The sequence below is a fragment of the Bacteroides sp. GM023 genome (assembly GCF_014750685.1).
Lineage (GTDB): Bacteria > Bacteroidota > Bacteroidia > Bacteroidales > Bacteroidaceae > Bacteroides.
In genome coordinates this window covers 1-22265 of record NZ_JAAXGE010000003.1, presented here as the reverse complement: position 1 = coordinate 22265, position 22265 = coordinate 1, and the positions used below count along the sequence as shown (strand labels likewise).

The window sequence follows — 22265 nt, the reverse complement described above, 5'->3', positions numbered from 1 at the left end:
AAAAGATGCCAATCATACCTTCTTATAGAAACCTAAGCCAGATTATCTTTTCAGTTTATATATATGAGGAAATGCAAAACGGTATTTATTGAGATATTTTCCAATAATACCCAATATACAATACGCTCCCCTACGCACTTTTTTATGCAGTAAACAAAGCGTTCATTAAATAAAATTGATAAAATCAATTATTGTTACTTAGAGGATATTCACCATTTCTCAAAAGAATGATTCAAAATGTCAGGATAGTGAATTTCCTCTTTTTTTCTCAAACGAAAGGAATGGGTTTATTTCATCTGAGTGACGTTACTTAAACAGAAATTAATATGAAATACTTAATTAAAACGTCCCCACTCATTTCTAGCGCCATAGCGATAATTATTATTCACCAATTAAATATTACTTCAATGCTCCTGGCAGGAGGAATATCCATTTATTGGATTATAAATCATATCATTACAATACAGAAAGAAAAAAATATTCTCAAAGAGGGAACTCAATATTTTATAGACTCTTTTGAAAATATCCGTACCCCACTCACATTGATTCATACTCCACTGAAAATAGTATGCAATGATAACTGTCCCGAAAATATAAAACAAGAGTTGTCATTAGCCATTCAAAATATAGATTGTCTCAACAGACATTTAACGTGGTTAATGGATTTAAAACAGTTGTTTGTCAATTCCGAAAGGTTGGACTCCGCAGAATATGAACTGGGGAAGTTTATCAAAAACAGGATTGATACTTTAAGAACGCATGCCGCCAACAACTCGGTAAAGCTGAATATGAAAACAGACTTTCATTATGCAAGCGCCTGGTTCGACCAAAGCAAAATATCCCCGGTCATCGACAAATTTATAAAAAACGCCATAGACCACACCGAACAAAAAAAAACGATTACTTTACTAATCACTTCAAATTCCGAAAACTGGCAAATTAAAATCACTGATTTTGAAAATATAAAATTAGTTCAATGCTATAAATGCAAAAATCGGCAGAGACTCAAACGAAAAGAAGAACTCGAATACAACTTTGCAAAAAATATATTCTGCAAAAGGCTAATAAAAATGTGTAATGGAAAGATTCTGATTAATCATCCCAACCGTACCATTACTCTGAAATTCCCTTCAAAAGATTCGCCGAAAAGTACTCCCAGGCATACCAACATACAGATCGCGGCAAATCCGGTAGAAGAAAAAATTGATGCATTATTCGGTAACGATTCACAAAAAAGAAACTCGGCTAAACCCGCAATAGTTCTCGCCGACAGCAATGAGAAATTCAGACTTTACCTGGAAGAACGTTTGTCAGAATACTATAATGTAAAAAGTTTCGGAAATGGCGCTGAAGCCTTAGAATGTATAAAAGAAGAGTATCCCGATTTAGTGATTTGCGACCTAATGCTACATGGAATGTATGGCTATGAACTGTCGTCAAGACTAAAGACATCAGGAGAGACATCCGTTATCCCCATTATCCTTTACGGTTCGCGTATAGACATAGGACAACGTAACAAAAGAGAAAGTTCCCTGGCCGACATATTCTTATATATGCCTTTCCACATTGAAGATTTAAAGATAGAAATGAATGTGCTTATCAAAAACAACCGCTTTCTAAGAAGATCATTCCTGCAAAAAGTATTTGGGAAGCAGTTTTTAGAGGTGGAGGAAGAGAAAGTCTTGGATGAAAGTAATTATACATTCATCAATCAGGTGAAAGAATTTATTCTAAGAAATATAGATAAGGAAAATCTGACGATAGATGAGATTGCCTCTGAACTGTATATGAGCAGAACCGCTTTTTTCAATAAATGGAAAGCACTGACAGGAGAAGCGCCCAAATATTTTATTTACCGGATCCGCATGGAAAAAGCACGTGAGTTATTGGAAAGCGGGAAATACTCTGTCAATGTTCTTCCTGAAATGATCGGATTGAAGAATCTGAAGAATTTCCGCCATAAGTACAAAGAGTATTTTGGGATAACGCCAAGCGAGTCTATCACGAAAAAACAATAAAAGAAAAATAAAGTTTTATAGTTGAAGATCCCTGTTTATGGGATCTTCATGCAATATTTATATAGAAAATTCTTTCTTTTTTTATTTCTTCATGCAGTATTTTATTAATCGTAGCATTTACACTATGTACGTACACCTTAATTTTGAGAATTAATAATCTAATTTTTTAAACAGTATGAAAACTTTAACTAAAATGAAAAAAGTTTGTTGTTTTAATCGCTTTGTCTTATTTGCAATGGCACTAAGCCTGGTAACTACTTTTACTGCGTGTAGCAGTGATGACGATGATTCAAACATTCCTGTATATTCCCTTAAAGATGTTGATGGCAACTATTCCGGCAAAATGCTGACAGAACCATTCGTCTCAACTTTGGAAAGTAAAGGAGAGGGAGAAGAACCGGCAGGAGCCGATATTACTGCCGAAGTAAAAGACAATCAGATTATGATTAAGAAACTCCCGGTTGACGACCTTATCAAAAGCATCGTTGGTGAAGAAAATGCCGGAGCTATCATTGAAAACCTGGGTGATATTAACTACAACATTCCTTACACACCGGCTTTTGATGAAAGTAAATCAAATATCTTACTTCAACTAAAACCTGAACCGCTAGAAATTAAATTCGTTAATGAACCTGCTCCGACTCAAGCAGAAGAAGGTGAAGAACCCTCTGACGAAATTATTATCAAAGTGACTATCGAAGCTGAAAAGAACGGCACGTACACTTATGATGGTAAAAAACTTGCATTTATTATCAAAGCAACAGAAGTAAAAGTCGGTGAAGCAGATTTCACTGATTTCCCTGCTACAACATTCACTTTCAATATAGTCAAGGAGTAATACAAAACTATTATTGAAAGAAAAAAACTAAAAATGGAGTATGTCTGTGCACAAGACATACTCTTTTTTTTATACCTTTGCGAAATAACGAACTATACAAAAATGACTACAACAGAAAATATTCGGAAAGAATTGCAGGCTTTAGTGGACTCCAAGTATCAGGAATTTCATTCTGCCCTGGTCCCCGGAACCGAAAACATTCTCGGTGTACGTATTCCGCAACTGCGAATATTGGCAAAAGAAATCGTAAAAAGAGATGACTGGCGTATGTTCGTGGAAGCAACAGATACCAAGTTTTATGAGGAGACAATGCTTCAGGGAATGGCTATCGGATTAGCCAAAATGGAAATTGACGAACGAATGAAATACGTTAGTATGTTCGTTCCCCGCATCGACAATTGGGCTGTTTGCGACATCTTTTGCGGAGAACTGAAGACCGCCGTAAAAAAGGGGAGAGAAACTATGTGGCAGTTTATTCAGCCTTATCTGACATCACCCAAAGAATTCGAAATACGATTCGGAATTGTGATGCTTTTCCATTATGTGGACAAAGAGCATATCGACTCATTGCTGGCATACGCAGACTCATTCTGTCACGATGCTTATTATGCACGCATGGCTATGGCATGGATGATATCCATCTGCTTCATCAAGTTCCCCGAAAAAACAATGGAATATCTGAAACAGAGTAAACTGGATAACTGGACTTATAATAAATCATTGCAGAAAACGATCGAATCTCTTCGCGTAGATAAGGAAACTAAAGACGTGCTCCGAAACATGAAACGGCGATAATGACAATAATGACAATATAAAAATAGCCCGGTGAACATTCTGCTATCGACATTCTGTTCACCGGGCTATTTTATTTTCAATATATATACGGAGAAATTAGCGTTGATTCCTCTTTACCTTTTTTCTTCTGCTTCTGCGGCTCTGTTGCTTCTGACGACTGTAACGTTGCCATCTCTTATATATCATCCAACCGCTCATCAAAGCAACGACAACGAAAATAAGAATGGTTATGCCCACTCCTAAATTATCTCCCTTAATGCGCGACCAAATATCAAGCACTTCTTTCGTCTTGTCACCAAAATCACGAATCATAGCGCATCGTTCCACCACTTTGCGATCGGGATATTGTATCTTATCAATCTGTATGCTATCGGCACCCGGTCCGAAGAAATAGCTCAAATCGGCAAAATAAGTAAGTGTCGTATCTGTCTTCTCTTCCAAAATCTCGGGAGTAGCAATCGAACTTACATATCCGCAGAAATCCATATTTCTCAAAGCGATGTCCGGACGACACATGAAATTGATAAAGTAACTGGCCACCTTCGGATTCTTCGCATATTTCGGAATCACCCAACCGTCATACCATATATTGCTTCCTTCTTTGGGAACTTCATAATCCAAGTCCACTCCTACCGCATTAGCTTCTTCAATAGCCCATATCGCATCACCGCTCCAGGTCATATTCAACCAAGCCTTATTCTTCGTCATCATCTCCTTGCCGAAATCTGCTTCCCAACCTGCAATATTCGGCTTCAATGCTTTCAGATACTTTTCCGCCAGTTCCATCGCACGTGGAGAATAGTCATTCATCAGTTCTTCCACTGTCACCGTCCCCTCTTCCAATTCCTTGGCATGCGCATAGATAATAGCCGTACCGTAAGCATCACGATAACTATCTTTCATCAGGATTTTTCCGGCATACTTTTTATTCCAAAGACAATCCCAAGAGGAAGCAACCGAATCGGAAACATAAGCACGATTGTACAAAAGACCCGCCGTTCCCCACATATAGCATACCGCATATCGGCTCGCTTCTTCTCCCGGCTGGCTCAACTTATTGATTTGTTCACGAATAAACGGAGACAAATTATTCATATAATTGGGAGAATGGGCAAAGTTCGTATCGATAGGCAGAAGCAAATGCTTCTTCAACATACGCTCAATGATATATTCCGAAGGACAAACCACGTCAAAATCTTCATGGCCTTTCTCGATCTTCGTCAGCATAATCTCGTTGATGTCGAAAGTCTGATAAACGATGCGGATATTTTCGCCCGTCTGCTCCTTATAATACGCCTGAAAATCTTCGAGTACACTATCTCCGATATAATCCGCCCAGTTATAGATTTTGAGAACCCGCTCGCGAGGTTCACCGGAGTTATAACACCCGGTCAAACTCAACAATAACAGGATAACAGGAATTATTCTTTTCATATTATTTACGTAGTAGCACATTTAGTAATCCATTAATCTTTTTTCTTCGCTTTCCCTGCCCGGTAATTGATCGCGATAAGCAACGCCAGCACTACAACAAAAATAATAGCGGAAAGCGGGCGAAGTTCCGGCGTCAAACCACCTTTGCGGGCATCGGCGTAAATATAAGTGGAGAGTGTCTCCAAACCTTGATTACCGATAGTAAACACAGTTACAGCAAAATCGTCAATAGACAGTGTCAATGCAAGCATGAAACCACTAATCATTCCCGGACGAATCTCCGGTACAATGACTTTCCACAAGGCTTGCATGGGAGTTGCTCCCAAATCGAGGGCAGCTTCATAAATATTCGGATTCATCTGCTTCAGACGCGGCAGAACACTTAACACAACGTAAGGCGTACAAAACGTGATGTGAGCAAGCACTACAGTTGTATATCCTTGTGTGATTCCCAAAGAAACAAATAGAAGGAAAAGCGAAATACCCGTAATAATATCTCCATTCAGAATAGGAATACTATTCACAAAACTAATCGCTTTGCGCGAACGGGATTTCAGATTAAAGATGCCGATAGCAGCTACGCTCCCCAACAAGGTAGAAGCTGTTGCAGCCAGCAGGGCAATAGTGATCGTATTAATCAGTGCATTCATCAAGGAGTGATGCGCACCGGTAGTAAGAAGTGAAGTATAAAGCTTGGTGGAGAATCCCGTCCAATTACCCAATACTTTCGCTTCGGTGAATGAATAAATTACGATTATCACGATAGGAGAATAAAGCAGCAACAGCAATATCCACAAGTAGGTCTGCGCAAATATTTTCTTTACCATAGCCCACCTCCTTCGTTAGAGTTGTCTTTATCGTCAGCGCTGAACAAAGAAGTAGCGGCAATCAGCAGCAACATGATAAGCGAAAGTGCCGCTCCATAATTCCACATACTGTTATTGATGTTCTCCTGAATCGTCGTACCGAACAGCTTGATATTGTTCATCGTCAACAGCTCGGCAATGGCAAAAGTCGATATAGTAGGCATAAACACCATCATAATACCACTCATCACCCCCGGCATGGAAAGCGGAAGAACAGCTTTCAGAAAGACCTGTACGGGGTTGGCACCCAAATCCTGCGCAGCTTCGATATAACTATGATCCATCTTCTGCAAAGTGTTATAGATAGGATAAATCATAAAGGGGATAAAGTTGTACACCATACCAAATATCAATGCTCCTTCGCCCAACGGCACACTGAAAAAGTCGAATAGGGCAACTGTAGCCAAGGTACGCACCAGGATATTCACCCACATCGGAAGAATAAACAGAACGACCATCGTCTTAGAACGGTTCAGCTTACTGTTGCTTAGTATCCAGGCAGCAGGATAACCCAGCAAAAAACAAATAAGGGTGGTAATAATAGCAATACCTATAGAATAAACAAAGGTATTGATTGCTTCGGGATGTTCGAAGAACTTCTGAAAATTGGCGAGTGTCAAATGACCGTTATCGTCGGTAAACGCATACACAACAATCAAGAACAACGGTATGACCACAAAGATCGCCGAAAAAATAATGTAAGGGAGAGTCCAACTCTTACGTGATGACAAAAAGACTAAAAACCTCTTATTCACTTCCTTTCCTGTTAATCGATTATTTTAATTACACGAATAGCATCCGGGGGGATGGTAATACCTACACGGTCGCCGTCGTCCCACACGTCATTCGTATCTACAAACACATTCTCGTCCCAGTCAGAGAACACCGTCAAATGATAATGGTCACCCTTATAAAGGATAAACTTCACTTCACCCGTCAATGTTCCGTCTTCTTCATTATCCTGAAGAATTACCTTGTCGAAATCCACTTCTACTTTGACATTTGTGTCGGGTTCAATACCTTCCACCGAAGCACATTCAAAGTTACAACCGAGGAATTCCACATGAGTGTTATCCAGCAACTTTCCTTCAAAAGTATTGCAGACACGTTCTTTCTTCATAATATGAATATCGAACGGCTTCACCAGTAGACCAACCTCCGCTCCTACCTCAAAATGATGGTAATCCTGCACAAGGAATTCATAGCCGCCGCAAAGCACGGTCATCTCATAATGCACGCCTTTAAATATGGAAGTCTGCACCACTCCTGTCAACTGTGCCATATCCGAAACCGGGAAAATATATAAATCTTCCGGGCGAATCACTACATCTACCGGAGTATTCTCACCAAATCCTTCGTCCACACATTCGAACTCCGTACCACAGAAACGCACCAGTTTGTCATGAATCATCGTACCATTCAGGATGTTACTTTCTCCGATAAAGTCCGCGACAAACGAATTAATAGGCTCGTTATAAATATCAATCGGCGTACCGATCTGCTGAATTTTCCCTTCACTCATCACGACAATGGTATCACTTAGCGTAAGCGCCTCTTCCTGGTCGTGAGTGACATAGACAAATGTGATTCCCAAAGATTTATGCATTTCTTTGAGTTCCATCTGCATATCCTTACGCATTTTCAGGTCGAGTGCTGCCAACGGTTCATCCAGAAGCAACACTTCCGGCTCGTTGACAATGGCACGGGCGATGGCAACACGCTGCTGCTGACCACCGGAAAGGGAATCAACATCGCGGTATTCATAATCCGTCATACCTACCATTTTCAGAGCAGCTTTCACCTTCTTTTCAATGGTCTGTTTCGGTGTTTTTTTCAACTTCAAGCCAAAGGCGATATTGTCGTATACATTCAAATGTGGAAACAGGGCATATTTCTGAAATACCGTGTTCACCGGACGTTTGTGAGGGGGAGTTTGTGTTATTTCCATCCCCGAAATTCTGATTTCGCCTTCCGAAGCTGTCTGAAAACCGGCAATGAGACGCAACAACGTGGTTTTTCCGCAACCGGAAGGTCCAAGTATTGTGACAAACTCGCCCTTTTTCACGTTCAGTGTCACATCATCCAATGCTGTTTTCTCGCCGAAAAACTTCGAGACATGGCTTACCTCAATGATGGATTTATCTTCTTGCATATTCATACTAAAGTTTGGGCTGCAAAGGTACACATTTCTGCGGTTTTCACCTACGTGTTAATCTAATATAACAGTGTTTTTCGGCAGTCGAGAGAAAAAAAATCTATCTTTGCATAAATATTTATTCACTAATCTTACAAAAGCATGAAAAAATTAACTTATTTAGTTATCGCAACAGCCGCCCTGGGTATGGTAGCTTGTACCGGAAACAAAGCCGGCTACGTTGTTACCGGTACAGTAGAGGGCGCAACCGACGGTGACACTGTTTATCTCCAGGAAGCTACAGGCAGAAATTTGACTAAACTCGATACGGCTGTTATCTCCAAAGGTACTTTTACTTTTAAAGGTACACAGGATTCTGCTGTAAACCGTTATGTCACTTGTGAAGTAAACGGAGAACCGTTGATGGTTGATTTCTTCCTTGAAAACGGAAAGATTAACGTTACTTTGGGTAAAGATGATGATTCCGTTACCGGTACTATCAACAATGATGCTTATCAGGAACTCAGAGCTAAAATCAATGCTGTCAGCAAAAAAATGAATGGCATCTATGAATCAATGGGTGACACTACTTTGAGTGACGAACAGAAAGAAGCGAAACAAAAGGAAGGTGCCAAACTGGAAGAAGAGTACGACACTATTATTAAAGAAGCCGTACAAAAGAATATCACCAACCCGGTTGGCGTATTCTTGTTCAGACAGACTTTCTACAATAATTCTACTGCTGAAAACGAAGCATTGTTACAACAGATTCCCGCTAACTTCCAGAATGATGAAGCAATCACAAGAATCAAAGAACTGACTGACAAGCAGAAAAAGACTGCCGTAGGCACCAAGTTCGTTGACTTCGAGATGCAGACTCCTGACGGAAAAGCAGTGAAATTGTCCGATTACGTAGGCAAAGGTAAAGTAGTATTGGTTGACTTTTGGGCAAGCTGGTGCGGTCCCTGCCGTCGCGAAATGCCTAATCTAGTAGAAGTATATGCTAAAAACAAAGGCAAGAACTTCGAAATCGTTGGCGTATCTCTCGATCAGGACGATGCTGCCTGGAAAGAAGCAATCAAGAAAATGAACATGACTTGGCCGCAAATGTCCGACCTGAAGTTCTGGCAAAGTGAAGGCGCACAACTTTACGCTGTAAACAGTATTCCTCACACAGTATTGATCGATGGTGACGGTACAATTATCGCCCGCGGTTTACATGGAGAAGAACTTCAAGCTAAAATAGCAGAAGCTGTAAAATAATAAAAGAGAGAGGGCGTTAAAACCCTTATAAATAAAAAATCATCCTCGCCACAGATAGTTGTAGCGAGGATGATTTCGTTAGAAGGGGAGTTTTGACACATCCTCTCCAAGCTGGAAAAAATTTAGCCCCTGCATTTTCTAAGATTGCAGGGGCTAATTTTATATCTGAAAGTAACAGGGAGATTTGCTCTCCCCTACTTTATTCTCAATTACACAAACCAACGAACGTAGCAGAAGTCCTGACGATGAGGGAGATCCGGGTTCTTCGGGAACATACGGTAAGATACCTTGAAGCTACCTGCATTCGACAAGCTATGTTTAACCTGGAATGTATATAAGTCACCGTCTTTCTTGATTACGCTGAACGGTTCTACAGAGTAAACATGTTGTTTACCGTCGGCAGTAATATAAGTAGTCACCAATTCAAGTCCTACTGCATCGTTCAAGCCTTTTTCATCGATTACATAAGTGATAGTATATTCTTTTCCGCTTTCGATGTCGCCCTTAGCCAATTCCTCTACTTTATCACAAGATACGATTTCGATAGAATCCCATTTAGCAACCACTTCTTCTTTCCAAGCTGCGATTTCTTTTGCTTTTGCATTGTTATCGGCAGACAAAGCTGCGAAACGTTTTGCTTCTTTGCAATAGAATTTGCTATAATAGTCATCCAACTGACGTTTCATTGTATAATGAGGAGCAATCTGTGCGATAGAATTCTTCACTACCTTGATCCAGCCTTCAGAATATCCCTTCTTGTTACGAGCATAGTACAACGGCAGGATTTCAGTTTCAAGAATACTGTAAATAGTAGCAGCATCCAGTTGATCCTGGTGCTCCTGATTCTGATACGTACGTTTTTCCGTCAACGCCCAACCTGCACCTTCGCGGTAACCTTCCAGCCACCATCCGTCCAATACAGAGAAGTTGACAACACCGTTCATCAATGCTTTTTCACCTGATGTACCGGATGCTTCCAACGGACGAGTCGGAGTATTCAACCAAATATCAACACCTGAAACCAAACGACGAGCTAATTGCATATCGTAGTTTTCGAGGAAGATAATCTTACCTAAGAATTCAGGACGACGAGAGATTTCGATGATACGTTTAATCAAGCCCTGTCCTGCTCCATCGTGCGGGTGAGCCTTACCTGTAAACAGGAACTGTACCGGATAGTCAGGGTTGTTCACAATCTTGGAAAGACGATCCAGGTCAGTAAACAGCAGGTGCGCACGTTTGTAAGTAGCAAAACGACGACCGAAACCAATCAGCAACGCATTCGGATTAATCTTATCCATCAACGAAACAATACGTGAAGGATCACCCTGATTCTTCAACCAAGTATCGCGGAATGACTTGCGGATATAGTCAACCAACTTATTCTTCATCGTCATACGAGTCTTCCAAATTTCTTCATCGGGCACATTATAGATAGCTTCCCAAATCTTAGGATTAGACTGGTCGAACCAGAAGTTTTCGTTGAAATATTTAAAGTACAATTCTTTCCATTCCGTTGCACTCCAAGTAGGGAAATGAACACCGTTCGTCACATATCCTACGTGGCTTTCTTCGGGGAAATAACCTTTCCAGATAGAAGAGAACATTTCCTGAGAAACTTTTCCGTGCAGCCAGCTTACGCCGTTCACTTCCTGAGAAGTGTTGCAAGCAAAAACAGACATACAGAAACGTTCGCCCTTGTCACCCGGATTGTTACGTCCAAGATCCATCAGGTCGTCCCAAGAGATACCCATTCTGGTAGGATAACCACCCATATATTTGCCGAACAAGCCTTCGTCAAAATAATCGTGACCTGCAGGAACCGGAGTATGAACCGTATAAAGAGAAGAAGCGCGAACCAACTCGATAGCCTGATCGAAAGTCAATCCGGTAGCTACGTAATCACAGATACGCTGAACATTAATCAATGCAGCATGTCCTTCATTACAGTGATAAATATCCTTCTTGATACCCAATGCTTTCAGTGTCAGGATACCACCGATACCCAACAGGATTTCCTGTTTCAGACGGTTTTCCCAGTCGCCACCATAAAGCTGGTGAGTGATAGGACGGTCGAACTCGCTGTTCAATTCATTGTCCGTATCCAACAGATACAAAGAGATACGTCCTACATTGACACGCCATACGTTAGCATGAACATAATAATCCAGGTAAGGAACATCCACTACCATCGGTTTGCCATCTGCATCCATCACACGGTCGATAGGAAGCTGGCCGAAGTTCTGTGCTTCGTAGTTTGCAATCTGCTGTCCATCCATAGACAACGTTTGAGTAAAGTAACCATAACGGTACAAGAAACCTACTGCACATAAATCCACATTGCTGTCGGAAGCTTCTTTCAAGTAGTCACCGGCCAAAACACCCAGACCACCGGAATATATTTTCAGGACGCTGCTCAAGCCATATTCCATGCTGAAATAAGCAACAGACGGACGTTGGTCATCCGGCTTTACATCCAAATAATCTCTGAATTTCGTATAAACTTCATTCATTCTTCGCAGAATCACCTTGTCTTTTGCCAAAGCTTCCAGCTTTTCATAGCTCATACGTTCCAACAACAGTACAGGATTCTGTCCACATTCTTTCCAAAGTTCCGGATCTAGATCTCTAAACAGTTCAGTCGCTTCAAAATTCCATGCCCACCAAATGTTGCGTGCGATTTCAGACAACTTCTCCAACTCGGCCGGTATACGTGATTTTACAGTAACCTCTTTCCAGTTGGGAGTATTCACATTACTAACTTTAATTTTCATAATGTTTTTATTTACTTATTGATGAATAAATTTCCCTTAACTCAATTGACGCTTCATAGCATTGCGCAAGGCAATGTCGTAAGCCTCATAGTAATATTGTATAAAGTGTTTCCACAAAGCCTGTTCCGCCACTTCAGCGGCACGCTTGCGAATTTCCTTCACTTCTTTTTCCGTCTTATCCGCAAACAGCGTAATCGTATCTTTGATACCATCCGCTACTTCCGAATCATTGTAGTCCGAACGATGAAGCACCTCTACCCCATCATTGATACCATGCTGGTTTTTCAGGCTATTAGCCCAAAGTCCGAATCCTGCCAAGTCAGTAGTGATTGTCGGCACATGGAATGCTACGCTTTCCAATGGGGTATATCCCCAAGGTTCATAATAAGAAGCATAAACACTCAAATCCTGTCCCAGCAATATATCATAATACTCCTTGTTCATGATACCGTCACGACCATCCAGATAGCAAGGTACGAAAACAACTTTCACCTTATCTTCCGGGCGGTTTCCCATTCCTAAATATTTCAGCATATCCAACACCTGGTCATGCGTCATATTATGCAGCCAATGAGTAATGAACGGCACTTCAAGCGGAGTATCGAACTTATTCTTGCTCTTCAGGCGTTCCTGCAAATCTTCACGAGGATCGCCTACCCAACCGGGAACATTGATAAATGCCAATACATTCTTATGCAGGTTCTTATCCCTGTTCAAGCGGTTCAATGATTCCAGGAACACATCGATCCCCTTATTCTTGAACTCATATCGTCCACTGGTTCCGATAATTAACGTATCGTCACCCAGATTTGTTCCCAATAATTTATTCGCTACATTCAGCATCAAGGAACGCGCACGTTTACGTTTTCCGGTGAATGTACTTCCTTTCGGCACAAAATCATCCTCAAAACCATTCATAAGGACTACATCTGCCGGCTTGTCCAGCAGTTCCTTACATTCGTTGTTGGTGATTTCGCTAACCGTGGTGAAGCAATCCACATAATGAGCTGTCTGTTTTTCAATCGAGTGTTTCGATTGCATATTCAGTTCCTGCGCCATCTGATCGCCGTTATAGGCAAACAAATAGTCATACAACGGCTTATGATTACCTGCAATCGAACGACCGATAGAAGTAGCATGAGTCGTAAAAATAGTCGCCACCTCGGGTACAGCTTCTTGTACATAAAGTGCTCCCATTCCTGTCATCCACTCGTGAGCCTGATATACCACCTTATCCGTTTCTGTCAGGTTGTAGCGATAGAAACTCTCCACCACTCTGCCCGCAGCATACGAAAACATAGAAGCTTCGTCGTAATCGCCATAAGCGTGCAACGAATCTACTTGAAAACGATTCCACATTTCTGTGTATATATCGTCTTTTTTCTCAAAAAAAGGTTGGAAATCGACTAGAATGACTATGGGTTCACCGGGGATATTCCATCGTCCTATGCGAACGGAAAGTTCGTCTTTTTCAAGTGCATGCTTTTTCCAGGCTGCACATAGATTATCCGACTCGATGAACAGAGGGTTCTCTTTTCCTTGCCATACATCAGGACCAATGAAAAAAATTCTATCACGGAATTTTTCCTGCAATGTATTTGCCCGGGTTGACAATACCGTGTATATCCCTCCCACTTTATTACATACTTCCCAGCTGGACTCGAAGATATAATCGGGGGTTAATAAATCTTTTACCATATAATATATTAAAACTCTTTTTAGTATGCGAGTGCAAAAGTACGCATTATTCTTTGAAAAATAATGCTTTATACAAAAAATATGAGTTAAGAAGAAGAAAGAAGCGTTAGCATGCAGTAAAAAAAGAATATCCCCTTGTGAATGCAAAGCTGCATAAACAAGGGGATTGAATGTTTTTTTATCGGGAATAATCCCTCTGAAAAAATTATACCAATGCGCTACCGATCAAGAAGGTGGCAGCCAAAGCTACGATTGCATAAAGTTCCGGGAATACAGCAAGAATCAATGTATTACTAAATACATTGTGTCCCTGGCCAATAGCAGCGATACCGTTTGCACAAACCTGTCCCTGGCGGATAGCAGAGAACAAAGCAACCAGTCCCAAAGCAATACCTGCGCCAAGAACTGCAGATGCCTGGATAGCTGTGATTTCAGGAGTCAGGATGCCGAAAATAGTCTGGAACATAAAGTAACCGGCAAAACCGTAAAGACCCTGTGTACCCGGAAGGGCTGTCAATACCAGGAAGTTACCGAATGCACTATCATTCTTCTTCAAAGCTCCGATAGCAGCGTTACCTGCAATAGTTACTCCGTAAGCACTACCAATGCCTGACAAACCAACCATAATCGCGATGCCAATATAGGCAATAAACAAATTCATTTCCATAATCTTATTCTATTTTTTATTGTTTAATTCTTAAAATCTTAATTTCTAAAAGGTTTGTACTCCTTGCCGCCGCCTTCGTATCCCGAGTTCTTGAAAAACTCAACAAACGTCAGACGCATCGGGTGAACCATGGCACCAAGCACATTCATAAACATATTGATTGCATGACCGATAACGAAAATCAGCACCATCACGATAGGGCCTGCTATTACATTATCCGGGCTCATACCTACTGCCAGGCTATTGAATACTCCCGCCAGGATACCGCCGGAAAGACCGAGGGCAAACAGACGAACGTATGACAGGACGTCACCCAGCAAACCGGTAGCCATGTTGTATGAATCCCATAATCCCAGTCCGATATTCATAAAAATATTCTTTCCCGGACTGTTATAAAGGAATATCATAGCGGCCGAAATACCCAGAATAACGAGATGTACCGTGCCTCCCATCGGCAATACTTTCGGCAACAGAGCCGAAACAGCCAGTGAAACCAGCAGAAGAATCCATCCGATTGTTGCCACCGCATATTTGAAACCAAACTGAATCGTCTGATTTACTGCTTTCAGCACCATACCGAACAGAATCTGAACAGCTCCCAAAATCAACGACAACTGGAACATATCATTGTTATCCATCAGGACAGCATGTTTCAGGCGTTGAACGATAGGCCAATCCAAATCGTAGATATTCGCTCCGAAGAATGTACCTGTCAGCAAACCGCAGAAGAATGTTGAAACTGCCAATACCTGTATCAATGATATAATTGATTTCATTGACGGAGTCACCTTCTTCGCCATCAAACGGTATGCCGTAGCACCCAGGAACAGGAACAAACCATATCCCGAGTCTCCCAGACATAGTCCGAAGAAGACCATAAAGAACGGAGCAAAGAACGGTGTCAAGTCCAATTCATTATACTTCGGAAGCATATACAGCTTACAAATCGGTTCAAACCAGGCAAAGAATCCCTTATTATTCAATCGAATAGGAACATTATCACCCGGCATCGGATCGGTAATCTCATAATATACATGTGCGTCATTCAGATAAGCTTCTATCTCTACCTTACTATAAGCAGGCGCCCATCCTTCAATCAACATCAGTTTATCACCGGCAGCCTGTTCAGAGCTCAACACGACTTTGGAGAATTCAATCTGACTCTGCAACTCTTTCAAAGCCGCCTTCAGAGAAGGAACATCCGCTTCGGAAAGTGCTACGAGTTTCTTTTCGTTCTCTTCAATCGCCTGTTCGGTAGTATCATAAAGCGTTTCAAGACGCGACAAAGAGTATGCAGGAAGTTTTGCCTGCTCCACGTCCAAGTCTATTTCTTGTCCGGCTTTCGTTACAGTCACGAAGAATACTTTGGAAGAAATGCGGTTCACAATCATTGCATTGTATTCCGTCTCCCACTCTTCGTTGTAGTTACCTTCCGAACAGCTATAGAAACCTATCACATAACCTGCCTCTTTCAGTTTCTGAATACCTGCCGGCTCAAAGTTACCCCAGGCCTCCAGTGCTTCTTTCTCTTTCGCATAGCTTTGCAACTGTTGAGACAACTTTCCGTGTTCCGTCTGCAAAGCGTCCACTTCGTCCAGCACTTGCATACCACGTGCAGCCGTTCCACCTTCCGTAGCAATCACGGCATTCTTTTCGTGCTTCTGATTCTGAAGCAACTTCAAAGTAGCCGTCAAGCGGTTGGAAAGACGGATATTCTCTTGCAGCTCCGTGTTATCGGCAGCACCTTGCTGTTTCTCCACAATGTGGACCACACCAAGTTCGCGCAGGCTGTTCAGGAATCCTTCATGCTCCTTGTGATAAACCAGGAATGTGAGTTTCTTCATTTTTGTAATCATGCCTCTACCTCCTTCCTTTTTTCTTGATGGGACTTCATGATCTTTTGCGAAGATTTCGACAGGTTTTCTTCATCTTCCATAAATCGCTTGATCTTTCGCAATGCATCCTGATAGCCCGGTATCTGCACCTTCTCAAAAAGATTTACTTTCTGAGTGGTCTTTTTCCTTGCATGTTCTAACAAATTCAGCTTGGCGAGCATAAACTCACGCTCGATTGCCGTATGGGCAAGCTCTTCCAAAAGGTGGATACCGTCGGCATACCACTTGGGAGCATTAAACATACTGTACGGACGTATCTCGAATTCTACATTTTCGAGCAACGGTACACGTACACCGGCAATTTTCTTCACGCCAAGATGAACATCATTTACCTTTATTAATGAAGCGTCAAACTCATTCCAAAGGGCGAACATGGCTTCATAGGCTTGAATCTGTTGTTCGAGCCTATCCTCCAAATCAGCCGCTTCCGTTTTGCAGCGTTTCACTTCCATGCGGAGGGCGCTTTCCTTATTCTTGATGATAGGAAGCGTACGCACCCGCACTTTCAGTTGCTTTTCGAGCTGCTGAAGAGAGGTTTTGTTATATTGAAACTTTATAGCCACGTTGTTAATTACTAATTATAAATTATTAATTACAAGTTTATTATTATTCGCCTTTTGGCCAGTATTGATCTACCAGGTCTTTCTTGATATTTACTTCTTCCGGACGGAAGTATCTGCCCAACAGGCCCCAAGCCACATCGAGCATTTCAGTAGTATCCAGATTGACATCAATAGCCAACAACTGATTAGAATAATCTTTCGCAAAAGCCAACGTACGTTCGTCGTAGTTAGTCAGGTCAAAACCATTTTCCATCTTCGTCTTAGCGTTAGCGGCATCGGCGTACAGACGTACAGCGGCATTCATCACCTGCGGGTGGTCTTTACGTGTCTTTTTACCGGTAACCAACTGTTTCAGACGGGACAACGAACGGAACGGGTCAACAATAACCTTACCAATATCGCTATCACGACGCAGGAACAACTGACCTTCAGTGATATAACCCGTATTATCAGGCACAGCGTGTGTAATATCGCCACCGGACAGCGTAGTCACGGCAATAATTGTGATTGAGCCGCCTGAAGGGAACTGTACCGCTTTCTCGTAAATCTTCGCCAAATCCGAATAAAGTGAACCCGGCATTGAGTCTTTAGAAGGAATCTGGTCCATACGGTTGGATACGATAGCCAACGCATCGGCGTAACTAGTCATATCCGTCAACAGTACCAAGACTTTCTCATTATTATTTACAGCGAAATATTCGGCAGCCGTCAGTGCCATATCCGGAATCAACAGACGTTCCACCGGCGGATTTTCAGTTGTATTCATAAAACTCACGATACGGTCGAGCGCACCTGCATTAGAGAACACATTTTTAAAGTACAGGTAGTCATCATTCGTCATACCCATACCTCCCAGGATAATCTTATCCGTTTCGGCACGCAGTGCCACGTTTGCCATAACCTGGTTGAAAGGCTGGTCCGGGTCAGCGAAGAATGGAATCTTCTGACCGGATACCAGTGTATTGTTCAAGTCGATACCTGCAATACCTGTCGCAATCAGTTCCGACGGTTGTTTGCGTCGAACCGGATTCACGGAAGGTCCGCCGATTTCCACTTCCTGTCCTTCAATCTCAGGACCACCGTCAATCGGGTCACCGAAAGCATTGAAGAAACGTCCAGCCAACTGCTCGCTTACTTTCAATGTAGGCGATTTGCCCAGGAATACTACCTCGGCATTGGTAGGAATACCTTCCGTACCTTCAAATACCTGCAAAGTGACATCGTCACCGGCAATCTTTACCACCTGTGCCAGTTTTCCGTTCACAGTGGCAAGCTCGTCATACCCTACTCCAGTCGCTTTCAGCGAGCAAGTAGCTTTGGTAATCTGAGTAATCTTGGTATATATCTTTTGAAAAGCTTTTGTTGCCATCTATATATTTACTATTTAGCTAGTTACTATTTACTATTTGACACTTCTTTCGGCAATCAATTCCTTCAGTTGCTGCTGGAATCCTTCATACTCCTCAGATTTGAACTTCGAATAGTTCATCTGCTTGCATACGTTAATCATCTTCTTGAAGTAATCCATTACATCATTGAAGTTATCAAACTCAAATTCCGTATGACAGATGTCGATAATCATATTCAGAATATCTTCCTGACGTTCCATCGGAGTTACCGCGTCGATTTCGTCGAAAGCATCCTGTTGCAGGATAACGAAGTCGATCAATTCTGATTTCCAGAAAGTAACATGATATTCTACCGGTACACCGTCGTCACCAAGGATATTGATCTGTTCGGCAATTTCCTTACCACGTTGCAAACGTGTTTTCAATTCATTTACCTTACCAATCCATTCACCATTGATATGACTTTTGATATATTCTTCAAATTCCGGATATTCGATATATTTAGAATAAGAATCAATCGGGTTCACAGCCGGATAACGTTTCTTATCGGCACGGTCCTGTTCCAAAGCGTAGAAACAGCGGGCTACTTTCTTCGTATTTTCAGTTACCGGTTCTTTCAAGTTACCACCGGCGGGAGATACCGTACCGATGAACGTAATAGAACCTGTTTCGTCATTGCTTAGTTTTACATATCCTGCACGACCGTAGAAGTTGGAGATGATAGCCGAAATATCCATCGGGAAAGCATCCGGTCCAGGCAACTCTTCCATACGGTTGGACATCTCACGCAAAGCCTGTGCCCAGCGGGAAGTAGAGTCGGCCATCAACAGAACCTTCAATCCCATTGAACGGTAATATTCCGCCAGTGACATCGCTGTATATACAGATGCTTCACGGGCAGCTACCGGCATGTTTGAAGTATTGGCGATAATGATAGTACGTTCCATCAACTTACGTCCTGTGTGCGGGTCAACCAGCTCGGGGAACTCCGTAAAGATTTCCACAACCTCATTTGCACGTTCACCACAAGCAGCGATAATAACGATGTCCGCTTCCGCCTGTTTGGAGATAGCGTGCTGAAGCACTGTCTTACCCGTACCGAACGGGCCGGGGATAAAGCCAGTACCACCTTCCACAATCGGGTTCAGCGTGTCGATTACACGTACACCTGTTTCCAGCAATTTGAAAGGGCGCGGTTTTTCCTTGTAGTTCGTCATGGCACGTTTCACCGGCCATCTCTGAATCATAGTCACAGGGATATCGTTTCCTTCTTCATCTGTCAGGATAGCAACCGTATCCTCTATCTTATAGTCACCTTCCGGCATGATTGTTTTTACGGTAGCCGTTCCGTTCATTGTGAACGGAGCCATTATCTTCAATGGCTGGAAGTTCTCATCTACCTGTCCCAACCATGCAGAAGCCTGCACCTTGTCACCGACCTTTGCCAATGGTACGAAGTGCCACACACGCTCCTTATCCAACGGATACGTATATTCTCCTCTTTTCAGGAAAACTCCGTCCATCTTGTCGAGGTCATTCTGTAGACCATCATAATTTTTCGATAACATACCCGGACCTAATGTCACTTCGAGCATGTGTCCTGTGAATTCGGCTTCGGCTCCCACTTTCAGTCCACGGGTACTTTCGAACACCTGAACATACACATTCGAACCTACAACCTTAATCACCTCCGCCATCAACTTATCGCCACCGGTCGAGATATAACAGATCTCATTCTGAGCTACCGGGCCGTCAACGACGAGGGTCACCATGTTGGCAATAACGCCACTAACAGTTCCTTTTGTTGCCATATATTTTTAATAATTTATTATCTGAATTCTGCAGGAATCTGCACTTCGTTCTTCAGCGATTCGATGATGCTTCTGAACAACTGATTTCCTCTCTCCTTATCCAATGAGATCCACCGTTCAATCATTTCCAGCTTCAACAAGAAAGCGAAAATGCGTTCGACAGTGAAATAATCGAAGAAAATAGCATCTTCCATCCAGTTCCACCGCAAAGCATCGAGTTTCTTCTCACGTTCCACCAATTCTGTAATCTCACTGATTTTCACCAACGATTCGAAAACTTCCACCTCGCCGGACAATCCGAAATCGCGAGCACTCGACGTACGCAAAGCTTCGCATACTTCCGTGTTACCTACGACGTTGGAAGCAATATCCCATTTGAATTTACGGCTTGTAAATGCGACAAGGATATTATTAATATTGAGGTTGAATTCAAACCAGGCAGAAACAAACTTATTTCCACACTTCATGGCATATTCGTAATACAATGCAGCCAGATGGTCTTCGTGCAAAGCCGTACTTTCAGCAGGCGTATCCAAATAATTAATGATAAATGTAGAGAGATAAGCCGGAAATTCTTTTGGACTGATTTCTCCGCCTTCCCTCAGAATAGAAATATATTCGGTGAGTTCCGCAGCAGAATAGTTTCCCCGTTTGTCGATTTCGGCTTCTTTATCTTTGAGAAGTTTCAGCACATTAGCATTATCAAACTTCAGATAAAACAAGTCAATCAACTTCTGGTCTGAAGCAGACAATCCGTTGTAGATTTCAGTTTTAAAATCGGCTACTGTATAGCTCAGTTTGCTGTCTTCCAGCGAAAGCTCCGGCAAACCTGCTACCAAGTAATAGTACTTACTACTCATAGTCGCTTCTTTTAAAATAGCATTTCTACTAATTGAGGACGCAAGAACGCTTTGAAGTAATTCATGAATTCTTCTTCTCCGAAGTTCACCTTATAGGAACCGTCCGCCGGAGAAACAGTGAATAAAGTTTTGATACCGTTTACTTGCTGTATAGTCACACCCTTATCCAACAAAGCTTTTGCATGAGCAGCAAAATACTTTTTCAGTGATTCTGCGTCGGCTGTCGAGATGACGATAGGTTCGTCTATACTCCACTTAGAAGCCAATGCAACGATAAACGCATTCAGATAATCTTTATCTTGTGCGAAATCCTTCACAGAAGTAGTTACTAACTTGTCAGTTACCATAGTAGCGACCTCAGATTTGAGTGCATTAACAGCCTGACCGGCAAACAGTTTTAACTCTGATTTTGTATTTTCCACCAATTCATCGGCAGATTTACGAGAGGAATTTACAATTGATTCTGCTTCTTTGCGAGCATCCTCAATGATTTTTTTTGCTTCATCCTGAGCATTCGCGATAAGTTTCTGCGCTTCTTCGTTTCCTTTTTCCACGCCTTCACGATAAATCTTATCGGTCAACTCTTGAATTTTGTTTTCCATATCAACAGGAGTATTTAGTATTATTACTGTATTAATTGTGTACCTTTTTAGATTCTCGCCAAATTTACAAAAATCAATTTGATAAAAAAGAGAAAGATGAAAAGAAATAGATTCCCTTGCGAAAAAATCACAGTTATACACCGTTTTTATTCCGTTTTTTCCCCTTTCTTATAACGAAATGACACTTTTCTGATTTTATCAGGCGAGAAAGCAAATATAGGAAATACAAAAGACATCTGAAAACAAGCAAATACCGAAAACGACAAACGGAATACTAAAACGGATATATTAAAGATTAAATAACAAAATGAGGTATTTAGGAAGGAAAAAGATAGGAGGCGTGTATGTAGAAAACAAGGGTAAAATATGAAAATATAGAGTAAACAACAAAGTGTATAGAGGAAAATAGGAGGTGTATAAAAACAGAAAGCCCCTTGATTCTTTACGAATCAAGGGGCTTCTTCAAAATGGCGGCTACCTACTCTCCCACTGTTACGCAGTACCATCGGCGTGACGAGGCTTAACTTCTCTGTTCGGAATGGGAAGAGGTGGAACCCTCGTGCTATAACCACCTAAATAAGGTTATGACATGATGAAAAGTAAAATTATAGTCTGTTACTCTTTTGAGGGAGTAATCGCTAAACGTATATATCGCGCCCCGTACAAGTCCGAAAGAAAGTGAACGGGCAATTAGTAAT

General features: G+C 41.8%; 17 protein-coding genes and 1 rRNA gene. 4 read left to right on the top strand and 14 right to left on the bottom strand.

Going from position 1 to position 22265, the window contains the following annotated elements:
* Positions 1–326 precede the first annotated feature (326 nt).
* The 3 genes from HC965_RS06685 (at position 327) to HC965_RS06675 (ending at position 3651) form a co-directional block, all read left to right on the top strand.
* Positions 327–2018, top strand: coding sequence for a response regulator (locus HC965_RS06685; RefSeq protein WP_191030764.1), 1692 nt, complete (start codon positions 327–329; stop codon positions 2016–2018).
* Positions 2019–2193: 175 nt separating this feature from the next.
* On the top strand, positions 2194–2856 hold the full coding sequence (locus HC965_RS06680) for a DUF4840 domain-containing protein (RefSeq protein ID WP_191030763.1): 663 nt from the start codon (positions 2194–2196) through the stop codon (positions 2854–2856).
* A 102-nt stretch (positions 2857–2958) separates the two neighbouring features.
* Positions 2959–3651, top strand: coding sequence for a DNA alkylation repair protein (locus HC965_RS06675; protein WP_191030762.1), 693 nt, complete (start codon positions 2959–2961; stop codon positions 3649–3651).
* Positions 3652–3747: 96 nt separating this feature from the next.
* Here HC965_RS06675 and HC965_RS06670 read toward each other — a convergent pair whose 3' ends face one another.
* The 4 genes from HC965_RS06670 to potA are packed head-to-tail and all read right to left on the bottom strand — an operon-like array spanning position 3748 to position 8109.
* Entirely contained in the window at positions 3748–5085 is a 1338-nt protein-coding gene (locus HC965_RS06670; protein ID WP_191030761.1) for an ABC transporter substrate-binding protein, read from the bottom strand.
* Positions 5086–5117: 32 nt separating this feature from the next.
* Positions 5118–5912, bottom strand: a complete 795-nt coding sequence (locus HC965_RS06665; RefSeq protein WP_191030760.1) for an ABC transporter permease — start codon at positions 5910–5912, stop codon at positions 5118–5120.
* Positions 5906–6706, bottom strand: coding sequence for an ABC transporter permease (locus tag HC965_RS06660; RefSeq protein WP_191030759.1), 801 nt, complete (start codon positions 6704–6706; stop codon positions 5906–5908). Before HC965_RS06660 ends, HC965_RS06665 begins: the two co-directional genes overlap by 7 nt.
* Positions 6707–6717: 11 nt before the next feature.
* Complete coding sequence (potA, locus tag HC965_RS06655) at positions 6718–8109, bottom strand: polyamine ABC transporter ATP-binding protein (RefSeq protein WP_191030758.1); 1392 nt, start codon at positions 8107–8109, stop codon at positions 6718–6720.
* A 138-nt stretch (positions 8110–8247) separates the two neighbouring features.
* On the opposite strand from potA, the gene HC965_RS06650 reads away from it, so the two are divergent.
* The gene (locus HC965_RS06650; protein WP_191030757.1) at positions 8248–9348 is read left to right on the top strand and encodes a TlpA disulfide reductase family protein; all 1101 of its coding nucleotides are present in this window, start codon (positions 8248–8250) and stop codon (positions 9346–9348) included.
* A 209-nt stretch (positions 9349–9557) separates the two neighbouring features.
* Here the strand turns inward: HC965_RS06650 and HC965_RS06645 are convergent, their stop codons facing one another.
* From HC965_RS06645 to rrf, 10 genes are all read right to left on the bottom strand, one after another.
* A complete protein-coding gene (locus HC965_RS06645; protein WP_191030756.1) occupies positions 9558–12122 on the bottom strand; it encodes a glycosyltransferase family 1 protein in 2565 nt (854 codons plus the stop codon).
* A gap of 36 nt (positions 12123–12158) precedes the next feature.
* Positions 12159–13820: a glycogen/starch synthase gene (locus tag HC965_RS06640; RefSeq protein ID WP_191030755.1), complete on the bottom strand. Its 1662-nt coding sequence runs from the start codon at positions 13818–13820 to the stop codon at positions 12159–12161.
* Between the two features lie 205 nt (positions 13821–14025).
* Complete coding sequence (locus HC965_RS06635) at positions 14026–14487, bottom strand: V-type ATP synthase subunit K (RefSeq protein WP_191030754.1); 462 nt, start codon at positions 14485–14487, stop codon at positions 14026–14028.
* Between the two features lie 38 nt (positions 14488–14525).
* The gene (locus tag HC965_RS06630; RefSeq protein ID WP_191030753.1) at positions 14526–16343 is read right to left on the bottom strand and encodes a V-type ATP synthase subunit I; all 1818 of its coding nucleotides are present in this window, start codon (positions 16341–16343) and stop codon (positions 14526–14528) included.
* Entirely contained in the window at positions 16340–16945 is a 606-nt protein-coding gene (locus HC965_RS06625; RefSeq protein ID WP_004297640.1) for a V-type ATP synthase subunit D, read from the bottom strand. The genes HC965_RS06630 and HC965_RS06625 overlap by 4 nt, the downstream gene beginning before the upstream one ends.
* Positions 16946–16988: 43 nt before the next feature.
* The gene (locus tag HC965_RS06620) at positions 16989–18314 is read right to left on the bottom strand and encodes a V-type ATP synthase subunit B (protein WP_167965943.1); all 1326 of its coding nucleotides are present in this window, start codon (positions 18312–18314) and stop codon (positions 16989–16991) included.
* A 33-nt stretch (positions 18315–18347) separates the two neighbouring features.
* Positions 18348–20105: a V-type ATP synthase subunit A gene (locus HC965_RS06615; protein WP_191030752.1), complete on the bottom strand. Its 1758-nt coding sequence runs from the start codon at positions 20103–20105 to the stop codon at positions 18348–18350.
* A 17-nt stretch (positions 20106–20122) separates the two neighbouring features.
* Positions 20123–20965, bottom strand: coding sequence for a DUF2764 domain-containing protein (locus HC965_RS06610; protein WP_191030751.1), 843 nt, complete (start codon positions 20963–20965; stop codon positions 20123–20125).
* 11 nt (positions 20966–20976) lie between these two features.
* Complete coding sequence (locus HC965_RS06605) at positions 20977–21567, bottom strand: V-type ATP synthase subunit E family protein (protein ID WP_191030750.1); 591 nt, start codon at positions 21565–21567, stop codon at positions 20977–20979.
* Positions 21568–22032: 465 nt separating this feature from the next.
* A 5S ribosomal RNA gene (gene rrf / locus HC965_RS06600) occupies positions 22033–22143 on the bottom strand.
* Positions 22144–22265: the final 122 nt, after the last annotated feature.